The sequence below is a fragment of the Achromobacter sp. DMS1 genome (assembly GCF_001270295.1).
Genome location: NZ_LHSJ01000006.1, coordinates 11,811 through 30,136 on the forward strand (window position 1 = coordinate 11,811; position 18,326 = coordinate 30,136).

16 protein-coding genes, 1 tRNA gene and 3 pseudogenes are annotated in these 18,326 nt (G+C 65.6%); 8 read left to right on the forward strand and 12 right to left on the reverse strand.

Annotated elements, in window-relative coordinates:
• Positions 1–16 precede the first annotated feature (16 nt).
• A complete protein-coding gene (gene yddG, locus AD428_RS01490) occupies positions 17–913 on the forward strand; it encodes an aromatic amino acid DMT transporter YddG (RefSeq protein ID WP_053243888.1) in 897 nt (298 codons plus the stop codon).
• A 192-nt stretch (positions 914–1,105) separates the two neighbouring features.
• Here the strand turns inward: yddG and AD428_RS01495 are convergent, their stop codons facing one another.
• On the reverse strand, positions 1,106–1,753 hold the full coding sequence (locus AD428_RS01495; RefSeq protein WP_053243889.1) for a hydrolase: 648 nt from the start codon (positions 1,751–1,753) through the stop codon (positions 1,106–1,108).
• 164 nt (positions 1,754–1,917) lie between these two features.
• Positions 1,918–3,099: a LysR family transcriptional regulator gene (locus AD428_RS01500; RefSeq protein WP_235488785.1), complete on the reverse strand. Its 1,182-nt coding sequence runs from the start codon at positions 3,097–3,099 to the stop codon at positions 1,918–1,920.
• Here AD428_RS01500 and AD428_RS01505 point away from each other — a divergent pair.
• Both AD428_RS01505 and AD428_RS01510 read left to right on the forward strand, forming a co-directional pair.
• Positions 3,056–3,697 carry an HD domain-containing protein gene (locus tag AD428_RS01505; RefSeq protein WP_053243890.1) on the forward strand — a complete coding sequence of 214 codons (642 nt, stop codon included), beginning with the start codon at positions 3,056–3,058 and terminating at the stop codon, positions 3,695–3,697. The genes AD428_RS01500 and AD428_RS01505 overlap by 44 nt on opposite strands.
• Before the next feature lie 38 nt (positions 3,698–3,735).
• Positions 3,736–4,647 (forward strand): annotated as a pseudogene (locus AD428_RS01510) (catalase); the annotation flags it as partial.
• Between the two features lie 175 nt (positions 4,648–4,822).
• Here the strand turns inward: AD428_RS01510 and AD428_RS01515 are convergent.
• A complete protein-coding gene (locus AD428_RS01515) occupies positions 4,823–5,812 on the reverse strand; it encodes a GlxA family transcriptional regulator (protein WP_200907972.1) in 990 nt (329 codons plus the stop codon).
• Positions 5,813–6,313: 501 nt separating this feature from the next.
• Between AD428_RS01515 and AD428_RS01520 the strand changes: the two genes are divergently transcribed.
• Complete coding sequence (locus AD428_RS01520) at positions 6,314–6,817, forward strand: hypothetical protein (RefSeq protein WP_152967948.1); 504 nt, start codon at positions 6,314–6,316, stop codon at positions 6,815–6,817.
• 140 nt (positions 6,818–6,957) lie between these two features.
• On the opposite strand, the gene AD428_RS01525 is transcribed toward AD428_RS01520, so the two are convergent.
• The 4 genes from AD428_RS01525 to AD428_RS01540 form a co-directional block, all read right to left on the reverse strand.
• Positions 6,958–7,167, reverse strand: coding sequence for a hypothetical protein (locus AD428_RS01525; RefSeq protein WP_053243893.1), 210 nt, complete (start codon positions 7,165–7,167; stop codon positions 6,958–6,960).
• Positions 7,164–8,333: a PepSY-associated TM helix domain-containing protein gene (locus tag AD428_RS01530; protein ID WP_053243894.1), complete on the reverse strand. Its 1,170-nt coding sequence runs from the start codon at positions 8,331–8,333 to the stop codon at positions 7,164–7,166. Before AD428_RS01530 ends, AD428_RS01525 begins: the two co-directional genes overlap by 4 nt.
• Positions 8,334–8,343: 10 nt before the next feature.
• Positions 8,344–10,527 carry a TonB-dependent receptor gene (locus AD428_RS01535; RefSeq protein WP_053243895.1) on the reverse strand — a complete coding sequence of 728 codons (2,184 nt, stop codon included), beginning with the start codon at positions 10,525–10,527 and terminating at the stop codon, positions 8,344–8,346.
• A gap of 281 nt (positions 10,528–10,808) precedes the next feature.
• On the reverse strand, positions 10,809–11,864 hold the full coding sequence (locus AD428_RS01540) for a DUF72 domain-containing protein (RefSeq protein WP_053243914.1): 1,056 nt from the start codon (positions 11,862–11,864) through the stop codon (positions 10,809–10,811).
• Between the two features lie 186 nt (positions 11,865–12,050).
• Here AD428_RS01540 and AD428_RS24180 point away from each other — a divergent pair, with 186 nt between their 5' ends.
• From AD428_RS24180 to AD428_RS01555, 3 genes are all read left to right on the forward strand, one after another.
• Positions 12,051–12,305, forward strand: a complete 255-nt coding sequence (locus AD428_RS24180; RefSeq protein WP_082308206.1) for a hypothetical protein — start codon at positions 12,051–12,053, stop codon at positions 12,303–12,305.
• 251 nt (positions 12,306–12,556) lie between these two features.
• On the forward strand, positions 12,557–13,786 hold the full coding sequence (locus AD428_RS01550) for a phosphoadenosine phosphosulfate reductase (protein WP_235488789.1): 1,230 nt from the start codon (positions 12,557–12,559) through the stop codon (positions 13,784–13,786).
• Positions 13,787–13,850: 64 nt separating this feature from the next.
• A complete protein-coding gene (locus AD428_RS01555; RefSeq protein WP_053243898.1) occupies positions 13,851–14,501 on the forward strand; it encodes an IbrB-like domain-containing protein in 651 nt (216 codons plus the stop codon).
• 18 nt (positions 14,502–14,519) lie between these two features.
• Here AD428_RS01555 and AD428_RS01560 read toward each other — a convergent pair whose 3' ends face one another.
• The 3 genes from AD428_RS01560 to AD428_RS01570 all read right to left on the reverse strand — a co-directional run bounded on the left by AD428_RS01560 (position 14,520) and on the right by AD428_RS01570 (position 17,189).
• Positions 14,520–15,629 carry a porin gene (locus AD428_RS01560; protein ID WP_053243899.1) on the reverse strand — a complete coding sequence of 370 codons (1,110 nt, stop codon included), beginning with the start codon at positions 15,627–15,629 and terminating at the stop codon, positions 14,520–14,522.
• An 808-nt stretch (positions 15,630–16,437) separates the two neighbouring features.
• Positions 16,438–16,965 (reverse strand): DUF488 domain-containing protein, encoded by a 528-nt coding sequence (locus AD428_RS01565; RefSeq protein WP_053243900.1) that lies wholly within the window; start codon positions 16,963–16,965, stop codon positions 16,438–16,440.
• The gene (locus tag AD428_RS01570) at positions 16,962–17,189 is read right to left on the reverse strand and encodes a DUF2945 domain-containing protein (protein ID WP_053243901.1); all 228 of its coding nucleotides are present in this window, start codon (positions 17,187–17,189) and stop codon (positions 16,962–16,964) included. Before AD428_RS01570 ends, AD428_RS01565 begins: the two co-directional genes overlap by 4 nt.
• A gap of 279 nt (positions 17,190–17,468) precedes the next feature.
• Here AD428_RS01570 and AD428_RS01580 point away from each other — a divergent pair.
• Positions 17,469–17,753, forward strand: a pseudogene (locus AD428_RS01580) (hypothetical protein); the annotation flags it as partial.
• Here the strand turns inward: AD428_RS01580 and AD428_RS24185 are convergent.
• A pseudogene (locus AD428_RS24185) lies at positions 17,748–17,990 on the reverse strand (Arm DNA-binding domain-containing protein); the annotation flags it as partial. The pseudogenes AD428_RS01580 and AD428_RS24185 sit on opposite strands and share 6 nt — an antisense overlap.
• 236 nt (positions 17,991–18,226) lie before the next feature.
• Positions 18,227–18,300: transfer RNA gene (locus AD428_RS01585), tRNA-Gly, on the reverse strand.
• Positions 18,301–18,326: the final 26 nt, after the last annotated feature.

The following is an 18,326-nucleotide window of genomic DNA, read 5'->3' on the forward strand; positions in this document are numbered from 1 at the left end:
CCGGCCGAAACCGGGAATGCGCAGCAGGAATGCCACGCTGGTCGGACTGGTCGCCGTCCTGCTCTGGAGCGCGATCGTCGGCCTGATACGCAGCGTGAGCGAGAGCTTCGGCGCGACCGGCGGCGCCGCCCTGATCTATACCGTCGCCTCGGTTTTCCTGCTGCTGACGGTCGGATTTCCCCGCGTCCGCGAGTTTCCGCGCCGCTACCTCATATGGGGCTCGCTGCTCTTCGTGGCATATGAGCTGTGCCTCGCCCTGTCCATCGGCTATGCCCACACCGGCCGGCAGGCCATCGAGGTCGGCATGGTGAACTACCTGTGGCCCTCCCTCACCATCGTCTGCGCCATCCTCTTCAACAAGCAGAAATCCGGCCTGCTGATCATCCCCGGCTTCATCCTCTCCATGCTCGGCATCTGCTGGGTGCTCGGCGGCGACCAGGGCCTGGATCCGGCCGGCATGCTCGCCAACGTCCAGGACAACCCCCTCAGCTACGGCCTCGCCCTGGCCGGCGCCCTCATCTGGGCCGCCTACTGCACCGTCACCGCCCGGATCGCCAACGGCAAGAACGGCGTCACCCTGTTCTTCGGCATGGTGTCGCTGGTGCTGTGGATCAAATACTTCGCGACGGGCGGCGGCGACATGGACTTCACCTACCGCTCCGCCGCCCACCTCGTCATGGCCGCCGGCGCCATGGGCTTCGGCTATGCCGCCTGGAACGTCGGCATCCTGCACGGCAATGTCACCGTCCTCGCCGGCGCCTCCTACTTCATCCCCGTCTTCTCCGCCGCCCTCGCCGCCTTTCTTCTCAACACCCCGCTGTCCCTCGGGTTCTGGCAGGGAGCGGCCATGGTCTGCGGAGGCTCGATTCTCTGCTGGGTGGCGACGCGGCGGAGGGAGAGAAGCGGAGGGTAGGCTGACGGCGCGGCTTCGTTGCGTCGATGCCGCACTGGGCGACCCGCTGCCGCGCATCGCCACGAGGACGGCGCCCGCCCGCGGCCATGCGCTGCTGTGGCCGACGCCGGACACATTCCGTCTCCCCGCATCTTCACGCGAACGCCCCCTTCGACAGCGTCGCACATCCTGCCGGCGTCTGTCTCAGCGCTACTAGTGCTTCGGCAGCATCGTCTGCGCATACTGGATGCCGACGCCAAAGGCGCCGCCGAATCTGCGCGAGATGCCGACGGTCAGGTCGTAGGTTTCCACGCGCGCCCAGTCGCGCTGCAGTTCCAGCAGATACGTCAGCGAGGTAATGGGTTTCGCGCCCGCCTGGAGCATGCGCTGGACGGCACGCTCGTGCGCTTCAGGAGTGCAATCGCCGCAAGCGTCGGTCACGACATAGACTTCGAAGCCTTGTTCCAGCGCCGAGATGACCGGGCCATTGCAGCAGACCGAGGTCCACAGGCCCGCCATGACCAGCCGGTTCCTGCCCACCGCGTTGACGCGCGCGATGAAATGCTCATCTTCCCAGGCGTTTGACGTCGTACGGTCGGTAACTTCCGCGTCGGGAAAGACGTCGGTAATTTCGTCAAACAAAGGACCGGCAAACGTGTCCTTGGAAATCGTGGTGACGATGGTCGGCACTTTGAAGCCCTTGGCCGCGTTCGCCAGGATCGCGGTATTGGCGCGGAGGTTAGTGACATCGATGGACTTGGTGTTGAACGCCATTTCCGCCTGATGGTCGATCAGAATCAGCGCGTGATCGTTCGGGCTCAATAAGCTTTCTGCAGGCTTGGCGGTCGCGTTGATGCGCATCGGAATCTCCTCGGTGGATCAGGCTGCCCGAAAAGCTGGTTTGCCGAGCTGGCCTGCGGTTGTGTGGTGCGGAAAATTGTAGGAGCCGCCCCGCCAGACTTGTGTGCGGCGACGCCAAACCTTCTTTGCAAAAATGCCGATCCGGGCGCCGGCCCGCTGCCACGCTACGAAGAAGCTCCGCCGCGCGGGGCCCTGCCTTCGATGATGTCGCGCTGCGCCTCGATGGCCCGGCCGCAATGCGCCATGAATGCCTTGACGCGCGGCGATCTGCGGATGTCGGGGTGAGTCAGCAGCCAGAGTTCGTCGTAGACCTCCCTCTCCACCGGGCCGACTCGGACCAGACGGGCGTCCAGATCGCCGTGCATGCAGGGAAGCAGGCCGATGCCCAGGCCGTTGCGGATGGCTGCGGCGACGCCGTAGATCGAGTCGCTGCGATAACTGACGTTCTGCGACGGCACGCGCTCGCGGACATAGCGGTGCGCCTTCAGGCCGGACAAGCTTTTGCCGTACGACACCCATGGCCGTTCGTGAAGCGTCTGCGGCAGCAAATCCCGGCCCAGGCGGCCGCCGCGCGGGCCGTATACCGCCCAGGCGACAGTGGCCATCCGGCGGCCGCACAGATTGTCCGGCACCGCCAGCGCGGCGCGCAAGGCGATGTCCGAATCGCCGCGGGCCAGGTTCAGGGCCCGGTTGCCGACGATCACGTCGATCTGGATGCCCGGATGCGCGGCCCGGAAGCTGGCGATGACGGGCGTCAGAAAATCCTGCAGCAGTGCGTCGCTGGTAGTGAGGCGCAGCTCTCCCTTGAGCTCCTGCGATTGTCCCGCGACCCGGCGCAGCACGCTCAAAATGTCTTTTTCCATGCGGCCGCCCAGCGCCAGCAGCTCCGCGCCGGCATTGGTGGGCAGGTAGCCCGTGCGGCGGCGCTCGAAGAGCGCGACGCCGAGCGCGCCCTCCAGCGCCGACAGCCGCCGTGACAGCGTCGAATGATTCAGGTCCAGCGCCAGCGCCGCGCTCATAAGGCCGCCGTGCTCGCCGATTGCCTTGATGATGCGCAGGTCGTCCCAGGACAGTTCCTCGGTGGAGTGCTTCATGGCGTCGTCGGGGAAGAAGGCGGCGGCGCCGCCAGGGAAGTGATTTTGTCGCACCGCCATCGCGCCCGCGCCGGCGGTGGCGCGAAACAGCGCCTGGTTGTCCGGATTCGATGCCACGCCGTCGTTGAACGGCCGAGGCGCCGATGCTGAAATTTCTTGGACCGCCGCCGCCCGGCGTTCCGGGCATACCCACCAGGAGGATCTTCCCATGGCAGAGACTATTGCCGGCATCCGGATTCCGGACAGCGCCATTGCGCGCGCCGCCACCGAGCTGGTGCGCGACACCGAAGACGACGTGCTGTACAACCACAGCCGCCGCGTGTTTCTCTGGGGCGCGCTGACGGGAGAACGCCGCGAGCTCCAGTACGACCCCGAACTGCTCTACCTCGGCGCCATGTTCCACGACATGGGCCTGACCGCGCGCTACGCCAGCCCAGACCTGCGTTTCGAAGTCGACGGCGCCAATGCCGCTCGCGAATTCATGCAAAGCCATGGCGTCTCCGAACGCGACATCGAAGATGTATGGACCGCCATCGCCCTGCATACCACGCCTGGCATTCCGGAACACATGCGGCCGACCATCGCACTCGTGACTGCCGGCGTCGAGATGGACGTGCTCGGCATCGCCTATCACGACTTCACGCCGCAACAGCGCGACCACGTGTGCACGCACCATCCGCGCGAACACAACTTCAAGGAGAACATCATCGATCACTTCGCCGAGGGCATCAGAAAGAAGCCGCAGACCACCTTCGGCAACGTCAAGGCCGACGTGCTGGCGCTCAAGGATCCTGACTACCAGCGGATGGACTTCTGCTCGATCATCCTGAGCTCGCCGTGGGCGAACTGACCGGGTTAGCCACGGGTCCGCGTTCCGGCGACATTTCCGTGACCGACAAGCCATTTTCCGGCGCCGCCGCGCCGCAATCCCTCAAGCACGCGACCAGCGCGCCGGTCGCCGACAATCTCAATACGATGACCGCGGGCGCGCGCGGGCCGGTGCTGCTGCAGGACATCTGGCTCATCGAGAAACTGGCCCATTTCGACCGCGCAGTCATCCCTGAACGCCGCATGCACGCCAGGGGCTGAGGCGCGGCCGGCGCCGAACGCGACATCCGCGGCTTCGCCGTGAAGTTCCACACCGAGGAAGGAAACTGGGACATCGTGGGCAACAACACGCCCGTGTTCTTCTTCCGCGATCCCTTCCGCTTCCCGGACCTGAACCACGTGGTCAAGCGCGACCCGCGCACGGGACTCCGTTCGGCCGACAGCAACTGGGACTTCTGGTCGCTGCTGCCCCAGGCGCCGCACCAGATCACCATCGTGATGTCAGACCGGGGGATTCCCAGAACCTTCCTCCACCTGCATGGCTTCGGAAGCCACACTTTCTCGATGATCAACGCCGCCAACGAACGCATCTGGGTCAAGTTCCATTTCCGCTCCCGGCAGGGCATCGAAAACCTGACCGGCCAGGAAGCCGGCGCAATCATGGCCGGCGACTACGAAAGCCACGGCCGCGACCTGCTGCAGGCCATCGAACGCGGCGACTTCCCGCGCTGTACGCTGCACATCCCGGTGATGACGCAGGAACAGGCGCGCCGCCACCGGCACAACCCGTTCGACCTGACCAAGGTCTGGCCCAAGCGCGAGTATCCGCTCATCGAGGTGGGCGTCATGGAACTGAACCGCTATCCCGACAATTACTTCGCGGAAGTCGAGCAGGCCGCCTTCTCGCCCGCGGACGTGGTGCCGGGCATCGGCTTCTCGCCGGACAAGATGCCGCAGGCGAGGCTTTTCTCATAGGGCGATGCGCAGCGCTATCGCCTGGGCGTGAACTTCAGGAACACGGCGCACGCGATGGGCGGCGCGCGCGAGTAGGTGAAGCGGCGTCACATCGAAAACTGCGCCAAGGCCGACCCGGCCTGTGCCGCCGGCGTCGCGACAGCGCTCGGCCTGTAGCGCCGCCCGTGCACCGCTACGCCATCGCCCCGCTCGCCGCAGAACAGGCCTGCCGATGGAAACTGGCGCGATATTGCGCGGGCGTCACGCCCAGGCGCTCGCTGAAGACCACCCGCATTCTATCCACCGACCCGAAACCGCAACTGAATGCGACCGACTTCAACGGCCGTTCGCTCGCCTCCAGCATCCTGCGCGCGGCGTCGATGCGCGCTCGCAGCACAAACTCGTGAGGCGTGATTCCGGCCTGCTGCATGAAATACCGCGCCAGATTACGAGGGCTCATGCCCGCTTGCGCCGCCAGCGATTGCAGCGTGTGCCGCTGGCCGATGTTCGCCATGACCAGCGCCTGGACGCGCGCCACGGGCGAACCCGGCTCGCAAGACGCCGCCAGATACGGACTGAACTGAGACTGTCCGCCCTGGCGCTGCGCGACCATCACCAGCCGCTTGGCCACGGCCAGCGCGACGCCTTGCCCGTGGCTTTCCCCGATCAGCGCCAGCGCCAGATCGATGCCCGCGGTAATGCCGGCGGACGTAACCAGGCGCCCGTCGCGGACATAAATCGCGTCCGGCTCGACCTCGGCCTGCGGAAACATCCCGGACAGCTTGCGGGCTTCCTGCCAGTGCGTCGTGACGCGCCGCCCATCGAGCAGGCCCGCATGCCCCAGCGCAAAAGCGCCGGTGCAGACCGACCCATAGACGCCCGCCCTCTCCGTCGCCTTGCGCAGCCAGGCCGTCAAGGCCGGATCGGGAGATGCATCGGGCATGGCCGGACCACCCGCGACCAGCAGGATGTCGAACGCGCCAGCGGCCTGCGCGTAATCCAGGTCGGCCACCAGTTGCATGCCATTGGACGCCCGAACCGGCGCGCGGCGCACAGCCACGAGCGCCGTCTCGTAGCGTTCGCCCGCGGACAGATGCGCATTGGCCTCGTGCAGCGCATCCACCGGCCCGGCCACATCCAGCGCTTGCACGCCTTCGTGTATGACGATCGCCACCCTCTGCACTGTCATGGACGGGTTCTCCCGCAACGTCCGCCCGCGCCGTGTTTCATCCTCTTGGGGCCGGCGCGGCGCGGGCTGTGTCTCGTTGATCGGTTTTCCGATATGGGCTTCAGGCGCGGGCGCGGCGACGTCATACGGGCCACATGCCGGCGCACGCCGACATTAATGCCGTCGCCCCCCTGGCGGCTTCCCGCCCAGAACGGAATCCTACAACGGAGCCGCCCGCCTCGGCGACGAATTGTCGTTGCGGCCGGGATCCGCCGCCGCCATTTCCCCGGGGCATCGTTCCCCGCGGCCAACGTCTCCGGAACGTCGAAGCGCTGTTTCTGCGAGACGGCGATGGCCGCGCCCTGCCCGACGCCGAGTACTACACCCGCGTCGACAAAAGCGTCCGCCCGCCTTCGGAGCAGCGGCCTGAGGTAAAACAGCCAATACTCCGCATCCCCGGCGACGGCTTCGCGTCGTCGCGCGGATCGTCTCCACTTTTCGACAGGGCCCTTGCCAATGACCTCCGCACCCGCTGCCCCCGACCTCCCTGCCGAAGTCCGGCATCTCATTGAAGCGTTCGAAGCAGTCCCGGGCATTTCGTCCGTCGAAATAAAAAGGCTGTATCTGCCCGACTTGGCGCTTTCCGATCTGTCGCTTCCCGGAGACTATGCTGACCTGCCCACGGCTGCGCTGCGCCGGTCCGGCGGCGGACGGCCCGACGAAACACTGCTGTCCATTCATTTTGAAATCAGCCGCAACGAAGCCGGCCTCGACGGCCTGGAGTTCCTGGCCTGGTGGACCCGCGACCGGGCCCGCGCCGGCGAAAACGTCCAGCTCAGGGCCATCGCCCTTCCGCCTGTCGCCGGCGGCCGCAAGCAATGGGGAACGACGCTCAGGTTCTCCCTCGATTGGTTCTACGTGGACCCGGCGCAGGACATGGCGCAACTGCTGAAAGCGATGGACGAGGCGGCGGGGAGCATCGGCCTGTTCCTGGATCTGTATGGGGAGGCGTTTCGGTAGCGGGCCGGCGACTGGCGAACGTGTCCGCAGTGGCAAGGCGAACTTCGAGGCGGCGGGATTTGACGTTGAAGCACCGACGCCGACCTCCGTCTGCCGTGCCGGGCGTCAGCACGTCCGGCTTTTCCGTGAACGCAAACCGCCTACCTGGCCCGCCGGCGCCAGGCCCACGCCACCGCCGCGACTGGCGCAAGAATCGTCAGCCAGGACAGCGCGTCCCAGACCCCGTCGCCCAGCAGCGCCGACACCAGGCCCACGCCGGAGGCCACGCCCAGCCAGACAGGAATCCGAAACACTTCGCCCGCCGACTGCAGGTGGTCGGTGCGCACGTGCCGGGCTTCGTGCTTGTTCATTGCGCGGCCTCCTTTGCGCGGCCGGGGCGCGGCGCGTCCGCGCGATCGGGCGCGCCATCGGTTTGCACGCCCGATGCCGCGACCGCCTTCGGCTTGCGCAGCCACAGGTACAGCCCGCTGCCCAGCACGACGATGGCGAAGATGTCCAGCACGGCCCACAGCAGCTTCAGCGGCAGGCCGCCGTAATCGCCGAAATGCAGCGGTTGAGACAGGAACAGCGTTTTCACGTACCAGGGCATGTCGCGCGAGTCGGTCAGCTTGCCGGTGGCGGCATCCACCAGCGCCGGCTTGAGCAAACGCGAGGTGACGGGCGTGCTGCCTTTCAGGAAAAACGTGTAGTGATGCGGACTGGAGAACATCGTGCCCGGATACGCCACCAGGCTGACCGTCATGTCCGGCACCGCGGCGCGCGCGGCGCGAAGGGACGCCTCCAGATGCGCGGGTTGCGTCACGGGCGGCAAGCCCCGGTACGGGGCCGTCATCTCGGCCATCTGGTCCATCTGCCACAGGCTCAGCACGATGCGGTTCAGGGTATTGATGCTGCCCGTCACGCCGACCACCAGCAGCCACACGACGGTAACGATGCCCAGCAGGTTGTGCCAGTCCAGCCATTTGACGCGCGCGCTGCGCCGGGTGCGCAGCGCGCCGAACTTCAGGCGGCGCATGAACGGGTAGTACAGCACCACGCCCGACACGATGGCCGCCACCATCAGCAAGCCCATCGCACCCAGGAACAGCATGCCGGGCAGCCCGGCGAACATGTCCGTGTGCAGCTTGAGCATGACGTACATGAAGCCTTCATTGGTGGCGGGCTCGTCGAGCACTTTGGCGGTACGTGAGTCCACGATGACGGCGTGGTTCTCTTCGGGCGGCGCGTCGATGGCGCTGGCCATCGACACGTACGTGATGTCAGGATGCTCGTCCTGCTCCCAGAACATGTAGCGGATGACCTCGCCCGGGCGGCGCTCCAGCGCGGCTTGCGCAATCCGGTCCAGGCTGGCGTTGGGCGTGCCCGCCGGCATGGGCGGCGCCTCGACCACGCCCGAAAGGTGCTCGATTTCCTCATGAAAAATCAGCGGCAGCCCGGTCAGGCACAGCAGCAGCATGAATACCGTGCAGACCAGGCTGCTCCACTTGTGTATCCATGACCAGGTGCGCGTCGACATTCAGGCCGCCTCAGAACGCGATACCGGTCGATAGCGTAACCGTGCGCGGCGATCCCACGAACAGATAGCCGGCGGTCGCCGTGCCCCAGTAGTCTTTGTCGAACAGGTTTTCCACATTCAGGCGGAAGGTCACGGGTTTGCCGCTTATCTTCGTTTCGTAGCGCGCGCCGGCATCGACGCGAGTCCAGCTCGGCACCGACAGCGAGTTGGCCGCATCGGCGTAGGTGCTGGCGGTATGGATGACGCGGCCGGTCAGCGTCAGGCCCGGTACGAAGGGAGTGTCCCATTCGGCGCCGAGATTGAATTGCCAGTCGGGCACGCCGATGGCCTTGTTGCCTTTCAGGTCGGACGACACGGCCTTGGTGATGGAGCCGTCGATGTAGCTGACGCCGCCCAGCAGGCGCAGGCCGCGCGCCACTTCGCCGGCAAAGGTGGCCTCGACGCCCCGGTTGCGCTGTTCGCCGAACACGCCAAACGTGTTGCCGGAAATGCCCGAGCTGGGACGGGTCAGCTCGAACAGGGCGATCGTGGCCAGCATCTTGTCGTCCAGGTTGTACTTGGCGCCGATCTCCTTCTGCTTGGATTTGAACGGCGACAGGGTTTCTCCCGGATTGGTGATCGCGGCGCTGGTGGGCGCGGTGTCGCCCTGGGACAGCCCTTCGACGTAGCTGGCATACAGCGAGAGATCGGGCCGCACTTTGAGCACCGCGCCGGCGAACGGCGTGGTGGCGCGCTTGTCGTAGCGGGGGCCGCCGGGTTCGCCGGTCATGAAGTTGTAGCTCTGCCCTTCGACCTGCTGCCGGCGCACGCCCAGCGACAACTGCAATCGGTCTTCCATGAAGGACAGCGTGTCCGCCAGCGCATAGCTCGTGAGCTTGGTGCGCTGATAGCGGCGCAGCGGGTTGTCGATGCCGGAGGTGGAGGGCGTGTCGAAGACATCGCCCGAGTAGATGTTGGAGCTGCCGCCAGGATAGCCCGTGTAGAAGCCCAGCCGGGCGTCCTGGTCCAGCTTGGTGTAGCCGAACGCCACACGGTGGCCCACCGGACCGGTGGAAAAATTGCCGCGCAGCCCGGCTTCGGTGGACCTGCTGTCCACGGTCATGCGCTGCCAGCCGCCAAAATAGGAATAGTCGCCCTGCGCATTCAGCAGGACGGGGTTGGCGGCGATGGAAGCCCAATTCAGTTTGCGCTGGCCATAGCCGGCGTAGGCGGTAAGCTTGTCCGTCAGGTCATACTCGACCTTGAACACGCCCGATCCGTTGCGGCCATCGCTCCAGCCCAGTCCGGGATACGGGTTCTTGTTGCTCGGCGCCTCGGGAATCGAAGCCAGGCCCGGGCCAAGCTGGAACTGGCGCACGACATTGTCGATGCGTTCCTTCTGCCACAGCAGGTCCAGCGAAGCGCGCAGCGCCTGGCCGCGGTAGTCCAGCGCCAGGGACGCCAGACGCTCGCGCGTGGACTGGTCCTTGATCGGCGTATCGCCGTCGCGGGTCATGGCGTTGACCCGGATGCCGAAGGCATTGTCCGGCCCGAATCGGCGGCCGATATCGGCATGCACGCCGAATACCGAATCCGATCCGACGCTGCCCGTCACGCGCGTGATCGGATCATCCGTGGCGCGCTTGGGCACCAGGTTGACGACACCGCCCACGCTGCCGCCCGGCGTCATGCCGAACAGCGCCGCGGACGGGCCCTTGATGATCTCCACCCGCTCCAGCGTCTCCACCGGCGCGCGCCAGTATGGGGCCAGGCCGAACATGCCGTTGAACGCGAAGTCCCCCGTCGGCACGGTGAAGCCGCGGATGGTGAGGTCTTCGTTGATATTGGAACGCGCGCTGCCCATGCGCACCGACGAATCCGACGCGGCCACGTCGGCGACCGACCGCGCCTGCTCGTTCTCCATGGTTTGCGCGGTATAGCTGGTCACACTGAAGGGCGTGTCCATGACGGACGTGTTGCCCAGGATGCCCATCCGGGCGCCGCCGCCGATCTGCCCGCCCGCGATGGGCGCGGGCGCTTCGTCCATGGCCGCCTGGGCGCCGGAAACGGTAATGACGGGCAGCACCTTCGGCGCGGCAGCATCCGGGCCGGCCGTCTGGGCCGTTACCGTGGCGGCGTACAGCGCCGCGCCGCCCGCCAGCGCCCGTTTCATGGCCGCGGTTACGCGCCGCTGCGCGCGTTTGCGATGCACCATTGCTTTTTCCACCCCTGGCCCCGAATGTTATTTCATGAAACGCGCATGATAATCATTCCTGTTTCATATGACTATCCGGCGTTTCCAGGCTGTTGCAAGGCAGTCACGGTTCGCGGAACGCGGGGCCGCGCGCGACAGGCCCTGCCGGTCCTTCGATGACCGCCGCAAACAAAGGCCGGCGGGCCGGAAACCCGCGAGGCCGCCAATCCCTGGCCGGCCAGAGCGGCATCGGAGAAAAAACGGGACGGGGCGTATGGCCCCAAAAAAGGGACGGGTATAACCTACGCCGCGATGGCCTGGGCCAGTTTCTGGATGGACAACGGCGCGCAGCCCTCGGCATCGTTGCTGACCGTCACGTAGGCCGGCTGGCCCGCGCCCGTGATGCCTCGGATCGTGCGCGCCAGCACCGCGCGAGTAGGGAGATCCTCGCTGAGAATGGCATTGAACGGATCGTGCTTCTTCTGCGCGTCGGCGTAACCATACGCGCCGAAAACGCGGTTCAGGTTCCACCGGCAGACCAGCGGCCCCGGCCACAGGGCGCGCAGCATCGGCAACTGCGCTTCGATCGGCGGCATCTTGCCATGCAGGCCCAGGCAGAAAGTGGCTCCATGCGCCTTGAGCGTCTCGACCAGTGCCCGGCCCAATAGTTCAGGGTCGCGCACTTCCACCGCGACGATCACCGCGTCATGCCCGGACAAAGCCTGCCGGACAGCCGCCAGCATGCCGCCCAGCTTCTCCAGCAGCGAGGCGGGACGGCTCAGCCAGCCCCAAGGCAGGGGACTCAGCTGAAACACCAGGACGCCGAGCTTGGCGCCCAGACCTTCGAGGACCGGCCGCACGAAATCTGCGACGGCCCGCGACGGGTCGAGAAACCCCGGATTGCGTTCGCGCGCCTTGCCTGTCTCGCCGCGCACCTGGGCGTCGGTAATGCTGGCGGGACATTTGACGACGAAACGGAAGCCGTCATCGACCTGCCCCGCATAATCGGCATACTGGCTTGCCGTCAAGGGACGCCAGAAAGAGCGGTCCACGCAAACCGTGCGCAGCAGCGGGTGCCGGTGGTAGGCGACCAGCCCGTGCCTGGACAGCGTGCTCGAATCGTATTCGCCATCCCAGACCAGCCCTTCCCAGCCCGGATACGACCAGGTAGAGACGCCAAAACGCAGCTGCGCCGGAAGCTGCCGCGCGAGCGCGCGCCAGCCCTCCGCCGCGGGGGCGGGCAGCACCTTGGCCGTGCCTCGCGGGGCAGGGGCATCCGGATTCGCACGGGACGCCGCGCGGTTCGAGGCGCGGGCCGGCGGCAGGGGAAGCGCATCTCCAAAAAGATCGTCTTGCATGCGGGTCATACTGGCGCTGAGGTAGGCTAAAGGGTACTTCAATGCCGGCCGTGGCGTCCGGAACGGGCCCCGAGATCGGGGCCGCGCGCAGGACACTGACGCAGGCCCCGCATTGCGAGTAAGGTACGAGCAGAGGCCTCGATTGCCCGGCACTTCGGCCTGTGCCGCCAGCGGGAACCAGACATCATGAAGATCCTTCGTTCAGCCTTGCGCCCTGCCCTCGTCGCCGCCGCGTGCGCTTCGATTGCCGCCTGCGCGGACAATCCGCCCCGGCAAACCGATATGGACTACCGGAGCCGCCCCCCTTCTCCCACGGTACGGGACACCAACAGCAGGCCAGGCTCGCCGGGCCAGCGCTTGACCATACAGTCCGGCGAAGGAGAAAGGTTGAATCTCCCCTGGTTCATCCAGGACACGCAGGACTGGATCAACAGCAACTGATGAAGTCCAGCTGACGACGCGCTCCTGTCGAATCCGTTCCCGCCCTCAGCGCCCGGCTCGCCGTCATCGGCAATGAAAACGCCTCCCGGCGTAGACTTCATCGAGAGGAATACGAAACTGCCCACAAATCGACCGCCATTTTCTGCAACACGACGCCCCCTGATTCGAGTGAATATTCCGGGGATGGCAAGCAGGCCATCGGCGGTTGGAGCGGGCGCATGGAAAGACGGCAGGCAAAGCGGCGGATCGGGGTGGGAAAAAAGACATATGGCCAGGCCGACGTGCTTGCGGCGGCAAGAGCGCGCATCCGCCTGGTGTTCTCGCATTTCGAGCGCGTCTGTGTCGCCTTCTCCGGCGGCAAAGACAGTTCCGTCACCCTGCACCTGGCGCTCGAGGCCGCCAGGGAACTCGGGCGCGGCCCGGTGGACGTGCTGTTCATCGATCTGGAGGGCCAATACCAGGCCACGATCGCCCACGTGGAAAACATGTTCGCCTCCGAAGACGTGCGGCCCTGGTGGATCTGCCTGCCGATCAACCTGCGCAACGCGTCCAGCATGCGCGAGCCCTACTGGTGCGCTTGGGAACCCGGACGCGAGGCCGATTGGGTCCGGCCCATGCCCACGCACCCCGCCGTGATCTCCGACCCGGCCCGCCTGCCCTTCTACCGCTATCGCATGGAGTTCGAGGAGTTCGTGCCGGCCTTCAACGAATGGCTGGCGCGCGACGTGCCCACCGCGGTGCTGGTGGGCATCCGCTCCGACGAATCGCTGAACCGCTACCGGGCGGTCAAGCTGGGCGCCAAGACCAAGAAGCGTGCCTGGACGCCTCCTGGCGGCGAGGGGCCGGTGGCATGGAGCACCCAGGACCAGCCCGCCAGCCGCGCGATCACCTTTTTTCCCATCTACGACTGGAAATTCCCCGACATCTGGCGCTACATCGCGGACCACGGTCATCCTTACAACCGCATCTACGACCAGATGCACCGCGCGGGCGTGCCCTTTTCCCAGATGCGCATCTGCCAGCCCTACGGCGACGACCAGCGCAAGGGGCTGGACCTCTTCCACCGTCTGGAACCGGAAACGTGGTTCCGCGTCGTGCGGCGCGTCTCGGGCGCGAACTACGGCGCGCGCTACTGCCGCCAGCAGTTCCTCGGCTATCGCGGCGGGCTGGGATTGCCGCCCACGTTCACGAGCTGGAAACAGTATTGCCAGTTCCTCTTGCTCAGCATGCCGCCCGTACTGAGGCAGGTCTATCAGCGGCGCATCGACCGCTTCATCCAGTGGTGGGCCGCGCACAACTACCCCGTGGACTGCTGGCCGGACGCCGGCATTCCCGCGCTGGAAAACCGCAAGGCACAGCCGTCCTGGCGGCGCGTGGGAATGTCTCTCATCAAGTCGGACATGGCCCGCTCGCTGTCTTTCGGCTATGCGCGCCAGGACGTCGAACCGCTGTTGGCCACCAGGCCCGGAACGCCTCGATGACGCCGCCCGGACGCACCGCTTACCCTCCCGCCCGGCACGGCCGGGCGTCCTAGGACAGAAACACATGCAGAGCAAAACGAACCAGGCCGTGCTCGATCTGGCGAGCCGGGCCGAAACCATCTTCCGTGAACTGCCCGACCTGCCGTTGGCCGCGCGCGTCGAAGCCATCAACCTGTTGCGCCGGCTGCTGCACCAGTACAGCCCGTTCTCCGGCGAGCCGGTGGATTGCGTGCAGTGGGTGCCCGGCGACGAGGTCGTGGGCAACGACTACAACCCCAACACCGTCGCGCCCCCTGAAATGCGGCTGCTGGAACGTTCCATCGGCGCCGACGGCTTCACCCAGCCCATCGTCGCCCACCTCGATGAAGACGATCGCAGCATCGTGGTGGACGGCTTCCACCGCCAGCGCGTAGGGAAAAAAACCGGCCCCATCAAGGCCCGCCTGCACGGCTACCTGCCCCTTGCGTACGTCCGGAGCGACCGCGGCGACATCGCCAGCCGCATCGCCGCCACCATCCGCCACAACCGCGCGCGCGGCGTGCACGGTGTTGCGCCCATGACCGACGTGGTGGTGAACTTGCTGCGCTCCGGATGGACGGACGGCGAGGTGGCGCGGGAACTCGGCATGGACGACGACGAAGTCCTGAGGTTCAAGCAGGTTTCGGGCCTGCCCGAACTCTTCCGCGATCACGAATACTCGCCATCCTGGTCCTGAGCGCTCCCGCGCCCGCGCTCAGAAGCGGTGCCGCAGGCCGACGGCCGCGGCAGTGCTGCGCAGATCGTCCTGGAACGCGAAGTTGTCGGCGTAGGACGCGTAGGCGTACAGGTTGGTGCGCTTGCTCAGGTCGTAGGTGTAGCCCAGGCTGTAGACGCTGAACGTCCGGTCGTCGCCCGTCAGCCGGCTATTGCCGGGATCGACGTGCTGCCACGACGCCATGATGGTGTTGGCGCCCAGGGGCAAGGTCAGGCCCAGCAGGTATGAGTTCGCGCGGAAGCCGTCGGCCTGCTTGAAACTGCCCAGCGGCTCGCCCTGGCCGGGCGGCAGGGAGTCGAGATCAGCGCCGGAGAACCAGCCATTGCGCGTCTGCCCGAACACGGCCGACAGCTTGAGCACTTCGAGATCATAGGCGCCGCCCACGATGTACTGCTGGATGGGAACCGGCGAGCCGCCGTCGAACGGGTTGCCGCGGCTGGGGTTCATGCGATCGTACGACGCGGCCAGGGTCAGCGGGCCGTCCAGGTATTGCGCGCCGGCGGTGATCACGCGGTTGTTGTCGCTGGTGCGGAAACCGCCGCCTCGGTTGTCATCGGCGTTGAACGAATAGCCGATGCCGGACCTCAGCCCACCGAACGACGGCGTCTGGTACAGGACCAGGTTGTCCAGACGCATCGCCTTGGCCGAGCCGAAGGCCGTGCCCATGCTGGCCGTCTTGTAGCTCTCGCCGAACGGATCGATGCTGAGGAAGTGCTTGGAGGCCAGGTTGGTTTGCCGGCCGAACTCCAGCCGCCCCCAATCGCCGCTTTGCAGGCCGACGGTGGCCTGGCGTCCGAACAGCCGGCTGTGGTGCGACGGCTTGCCGTTGCTGGACGAGAAACCGCCTTCCAGGTTGAACGTGGCCCTCAGGCCATCGCCCAGGTCTTCCGAGCCCAGCAAGCCGAAACGCGAGGCGCCGCTCACGCCGTCCACGGCGCCGACGCGGCTTTCCTTGAAGCCGTCACGGCCTTTCACCTGGTTATAGCCCAGGCCGGCATCCACCGACCCATACAGCGTCAACGACGCCTCCGCGCAGGCCGCGCCCGTGAATCCCCCGGACAGTGCAACGGCCAACAATATCTTTCTCATTGTCGATTTCCCAAAGCGGTGTAACACGAACGGGCATGCGCAACCCGTTTGTGCGATAGGCGAGAGCCAACGCGCATGTGGGGGTGAAGCTATCACCGCTGGAAAATCCACATAATGACCTCCAGTCTGGTTTCTTGGGCGTAATGGCGTTGCCGCGTCTCTTATCCGGCTTTGGGGCGGAAACAGTGCCGTTGGCGTTGGAAAAGCAAATACTCCGGTGTTCGGGTGGCAGCGGCTGCGCGAACGGGAAGCTGAAAACGCCAAGCTCAAGCGCATATCTGCCGACTTGGCGCGGGAGAATACAGCGGTCACCGACATCTTGAATCGAAAATCCTGACGCTGTCGGCCAGGCGCGAAGTGGTGGAAAGCTGGCGCAAGCCACGCTCTCAATCACGCGCGCGTGCCAGATCGCCGGCCTGTCGCGGGCGGCGTACTCCAAGAGGCCAACGCCGGCATTCGAACGGGATGCCCAGGGTCATCCATGCCCTCCATGCCGTTGCCATCCCGCATGGGCCCTGGGGATTCTGGAAGGGTTCTGCCCGGCTGCGGCTCGACGGTCACGGCAGGAATAAAGAGCGCGCTCATCGGGTGCACTGCGACATGCGTCTGAACTTGCCCCGGCGCAGCAAAAAGGGGCTGCCCGACCGGCCGCGACAGCCATTCGGTCCGGCCACAGAGCCCAATCGATGTTGGGCGCTCGACTTCATGTTTCAGACGCCAAACGTGATCGACGAAACGAACCGGGAATGCTTGGCCATCGGGCTAGGCATGTCCATTCCGTCGGCACGCCTGATTCGGATCTTGAGCTTCAGGGATAGACCACCGTGCCATCAGGCCGGACAACCGCCCCCGGCGTCAGGCTCGCAGGATCAATGTGGCCAGGCCCCATGATGTGGAAAACCGCCATGCCCCCGGCCAGGAGATAGTCGGCCACGATGCGCCGGTGGCAGCGCCACCATACCGCCTCGGAACACATCAGCACGATGCGCTGCCGGCTGCCGAGGTCGATAAGATGATCCAGGCCGGCGCGAAACGGGGCCGACATCGCGTAATCCGCATAGTTGTGGAAGCTGTCGTTTTCCCAGAATCGATTGACAGCGCGGGAAACCGTTTTGGATTTTCCCCGCAGCCCGCCCAGCGCCCCCATGTGCTCGTACCCCACCTGCAGGGGAGCCAGCGCGACCGGCAGGACATCCTGATTGAACTGAGGGTTCGCACGCGAACGCGGCACCGTGCGGATATCGGCCACCAGCTCGATGCCGGCCTCTTGCAGCAATCCGGCGAATGCTTCCAGACTGCGGTTCGAATGGCCGATGGTGAAAAACGGCGGCGTCATGTCCGGCCCTTGCCGCGCACGCGCTCTAGCGCCTCGCCCCGGTGGGCGGCAATGTGGCCGGTCTTGTCGCTCTTGATCTCATACTGGGGATGTTCCGGCGATGCGCGATGCACGTGCCCCTTGTAGTCGAAATCCCGGGTATGAATGGCAATGATGGTGCCCGACACCCTGCCTGCCTCGGAATTCCAGGCGACGTAGTCACCGATCCTGAATCTCGTGGCCATTCGGTGCGCTCCTTGTCAGCCAGCAACAGCGTCGATCCATTGTGATCGAATTCTTGGGCCGATGCCAGGACACCGCAATGATAGCGCTCGGCAATCTTGCGCGCCCGGTCATGAACTTCTTCGGTCAGCAGCACGACCTTGCAACACTGCGAACCAGCTCCAGCACCTGCCCGATTTCGTCCCGGCCCATCTGAAAGTTGCGAACGCACACCTGAATGACTTCGTTAAGCACCTGGACGCTGATCACGGGCTGTTCCTGAAGCCAGGCTTCGGCCCGGTCCGCCTTGCTGCTTCCGGTCGGAACGGGTAGTTCACCCTCGCACACGCGACGCCTTGGCCTTTTTGCCTGCTCAGTTCAATGAGCTGGAGTTGATGCCCAAGGAACGCGAGCTGATCGAGATCTGCAAACAGGAGAAGGACGCTGGGCGCAAGACACTGGTCTATTCGGTCTACACTGGCACACGCGATACCACTTCGCGCCTGAAGGGTTTGCTCGAACAAGAAGGCTTCAAGGTAGCGGTGTTGCGCGCAAGCGTGGACGCCTCCCGCCGCGAAGACTGGATTGATGCCTTTGGCCAATAAGGCGCGCGCGTCGTTTCGGCGCACACGCGCTTCCTGCAACGCGACTTCTGGGTACGTCCCCAGCGACATCCGCTTCTGCTTAGTGGCCCAGCAATAGCGAAAGTGCCACGTTTTGCCACCCGTTGGGGGCACCGCCAAGCTGAGTCCGTCCGTATCGGCGACGGTATAAGCCTTGCCCGTGGCTTTCGCCTGTCGGACGGCCAAATCGGAAAGCGCCATGTCTAGCTCCTGACGTCATGTCAGAACTAGATGCTCGTCCGGTCTGTCTCGCGCCCCCAGCAACAATCCGGAACTCGGCCTGTCCGTATTCTGTGGACTAGATTGTGGACTAGAAACGGTCGGCTGCAGGCGGATTTCGGCGGATCGTCCTGGAATGTCGCAGCGAGGAAACTTCCCTCAAATCAGCGACTTACATTCCTTCATGGACGGCTGCGGATCTCCGCGGATTGCATGGATGGAGCGGGTGATGGGAATCGAACCCACGCTTGAGGCTTGGGAAGCCGCCGTTCTACCATTGAACTACACCCGCATCGGTGTCGTACCGGGACCGAGGTC

Excerpts from the sequence above, each read along its gene's own strand:
- AD428_RS01540 (WP_053243914.1), bottom strand. The coding sequence starts at position 11,864 with ATGCAAGACGATCTTTTTGGAGATGCGCTTCCCCTGCCGCCGGCCCGC.
- AD428_RS01500 (WP_235488785.1), bottom strand. The coding sequence starts at position 3,099 with ATGGCGCTGTCCGGAATCCGGATGCCGGCAATAGTCTCTGCCATGGGA.
- AD428_RS01535 (WP_053243895.1), bottom strand. The coding sequence starts at position 10,527 with ATGGTGCATCGCAAACGCGCGCAGCGGCGCGTAACCGCGGCCATGAAA.
- AD428_RS01555 (WP_053243898.1), top strand. The coding sequence starts at position 13,851 with ATGCAGAGCAAAACGAACCAGGCCGTGCTCGATCTGGCGAGCCGGGCC.
- AD428_RS01560 (WP_053243899.1), bottom strand. The coding sequence starts at position 15,629 with ATGAGAAAGATATTGTTGGCCGTTGCACTGTCCGGGGGATTCACGGGC.
- AD428_RS01565 (WP_053243900.1), bottom strand. The coding sequence starts at position 16,965 with ATGACGCCGCCGTTTTTCACCATCGGCCATTCGAACCGCAGTCTGGAA.
- AD428_RS01495 (WP_053243889.1), bottom strand. The coding sequence starts at position 1,753 with ATGCGCATCAACGCGACCGCCAAGCCTGCAGAAAGCTTATTGAGCCCG.
- AD428_RS01530 (WP_053243894.1), bottom strand. The coding sequence starts at position 8,333 with ATGTCGACGCGCACCTGGTCATGGATACACAAGTGGAGCAGCCTGGTC.
- AD428_RS01520 (WP_152967948.1), top strand. The coding sequence starts at position 6,314 with ATGACCTCCGCACCCGCTGCCCCCGACCTCCCTGCCGAAGTCCGGCAT.
- AD428_RS01505 (WP_053243890.1), top strand. The coding sequence starts at position 3,056 with ATGGCAGAGACTATTGCCGGCATCCGGATTCCGGACAGCGCCATTGCG.
- AD428_RS24180 (WP_082308206.1), top strand. The coding sequence starts at position 12,051 with ATGAAGATCCTTCGTTCAGCCTTGCGCCCTGCCCTCGTCGCCGCCGCG.
- yddG (WP_053243888.1), top strand. The coding sequence starts at position 17 with ATGCGCAGCAGGAATGCCACGCTGGTCGGACTGGTCGCCGTCCTGCTC.
- AD428_RS01570 (WP_053243901.1), bottom strand. The coding sequence starts at position 17,189 with ATGGCCACGAGATTCAGGATCGGTGACTACGTCGCCTGGAATTCCGAG.
- AD428_RS01525 (WP_053243893.1), bottom strand. The coding sequence starts at position 7,167 with ATGAACAAGCACGAAGCCCGGCACGTGCGCACCGACCACCTGCAGTCG.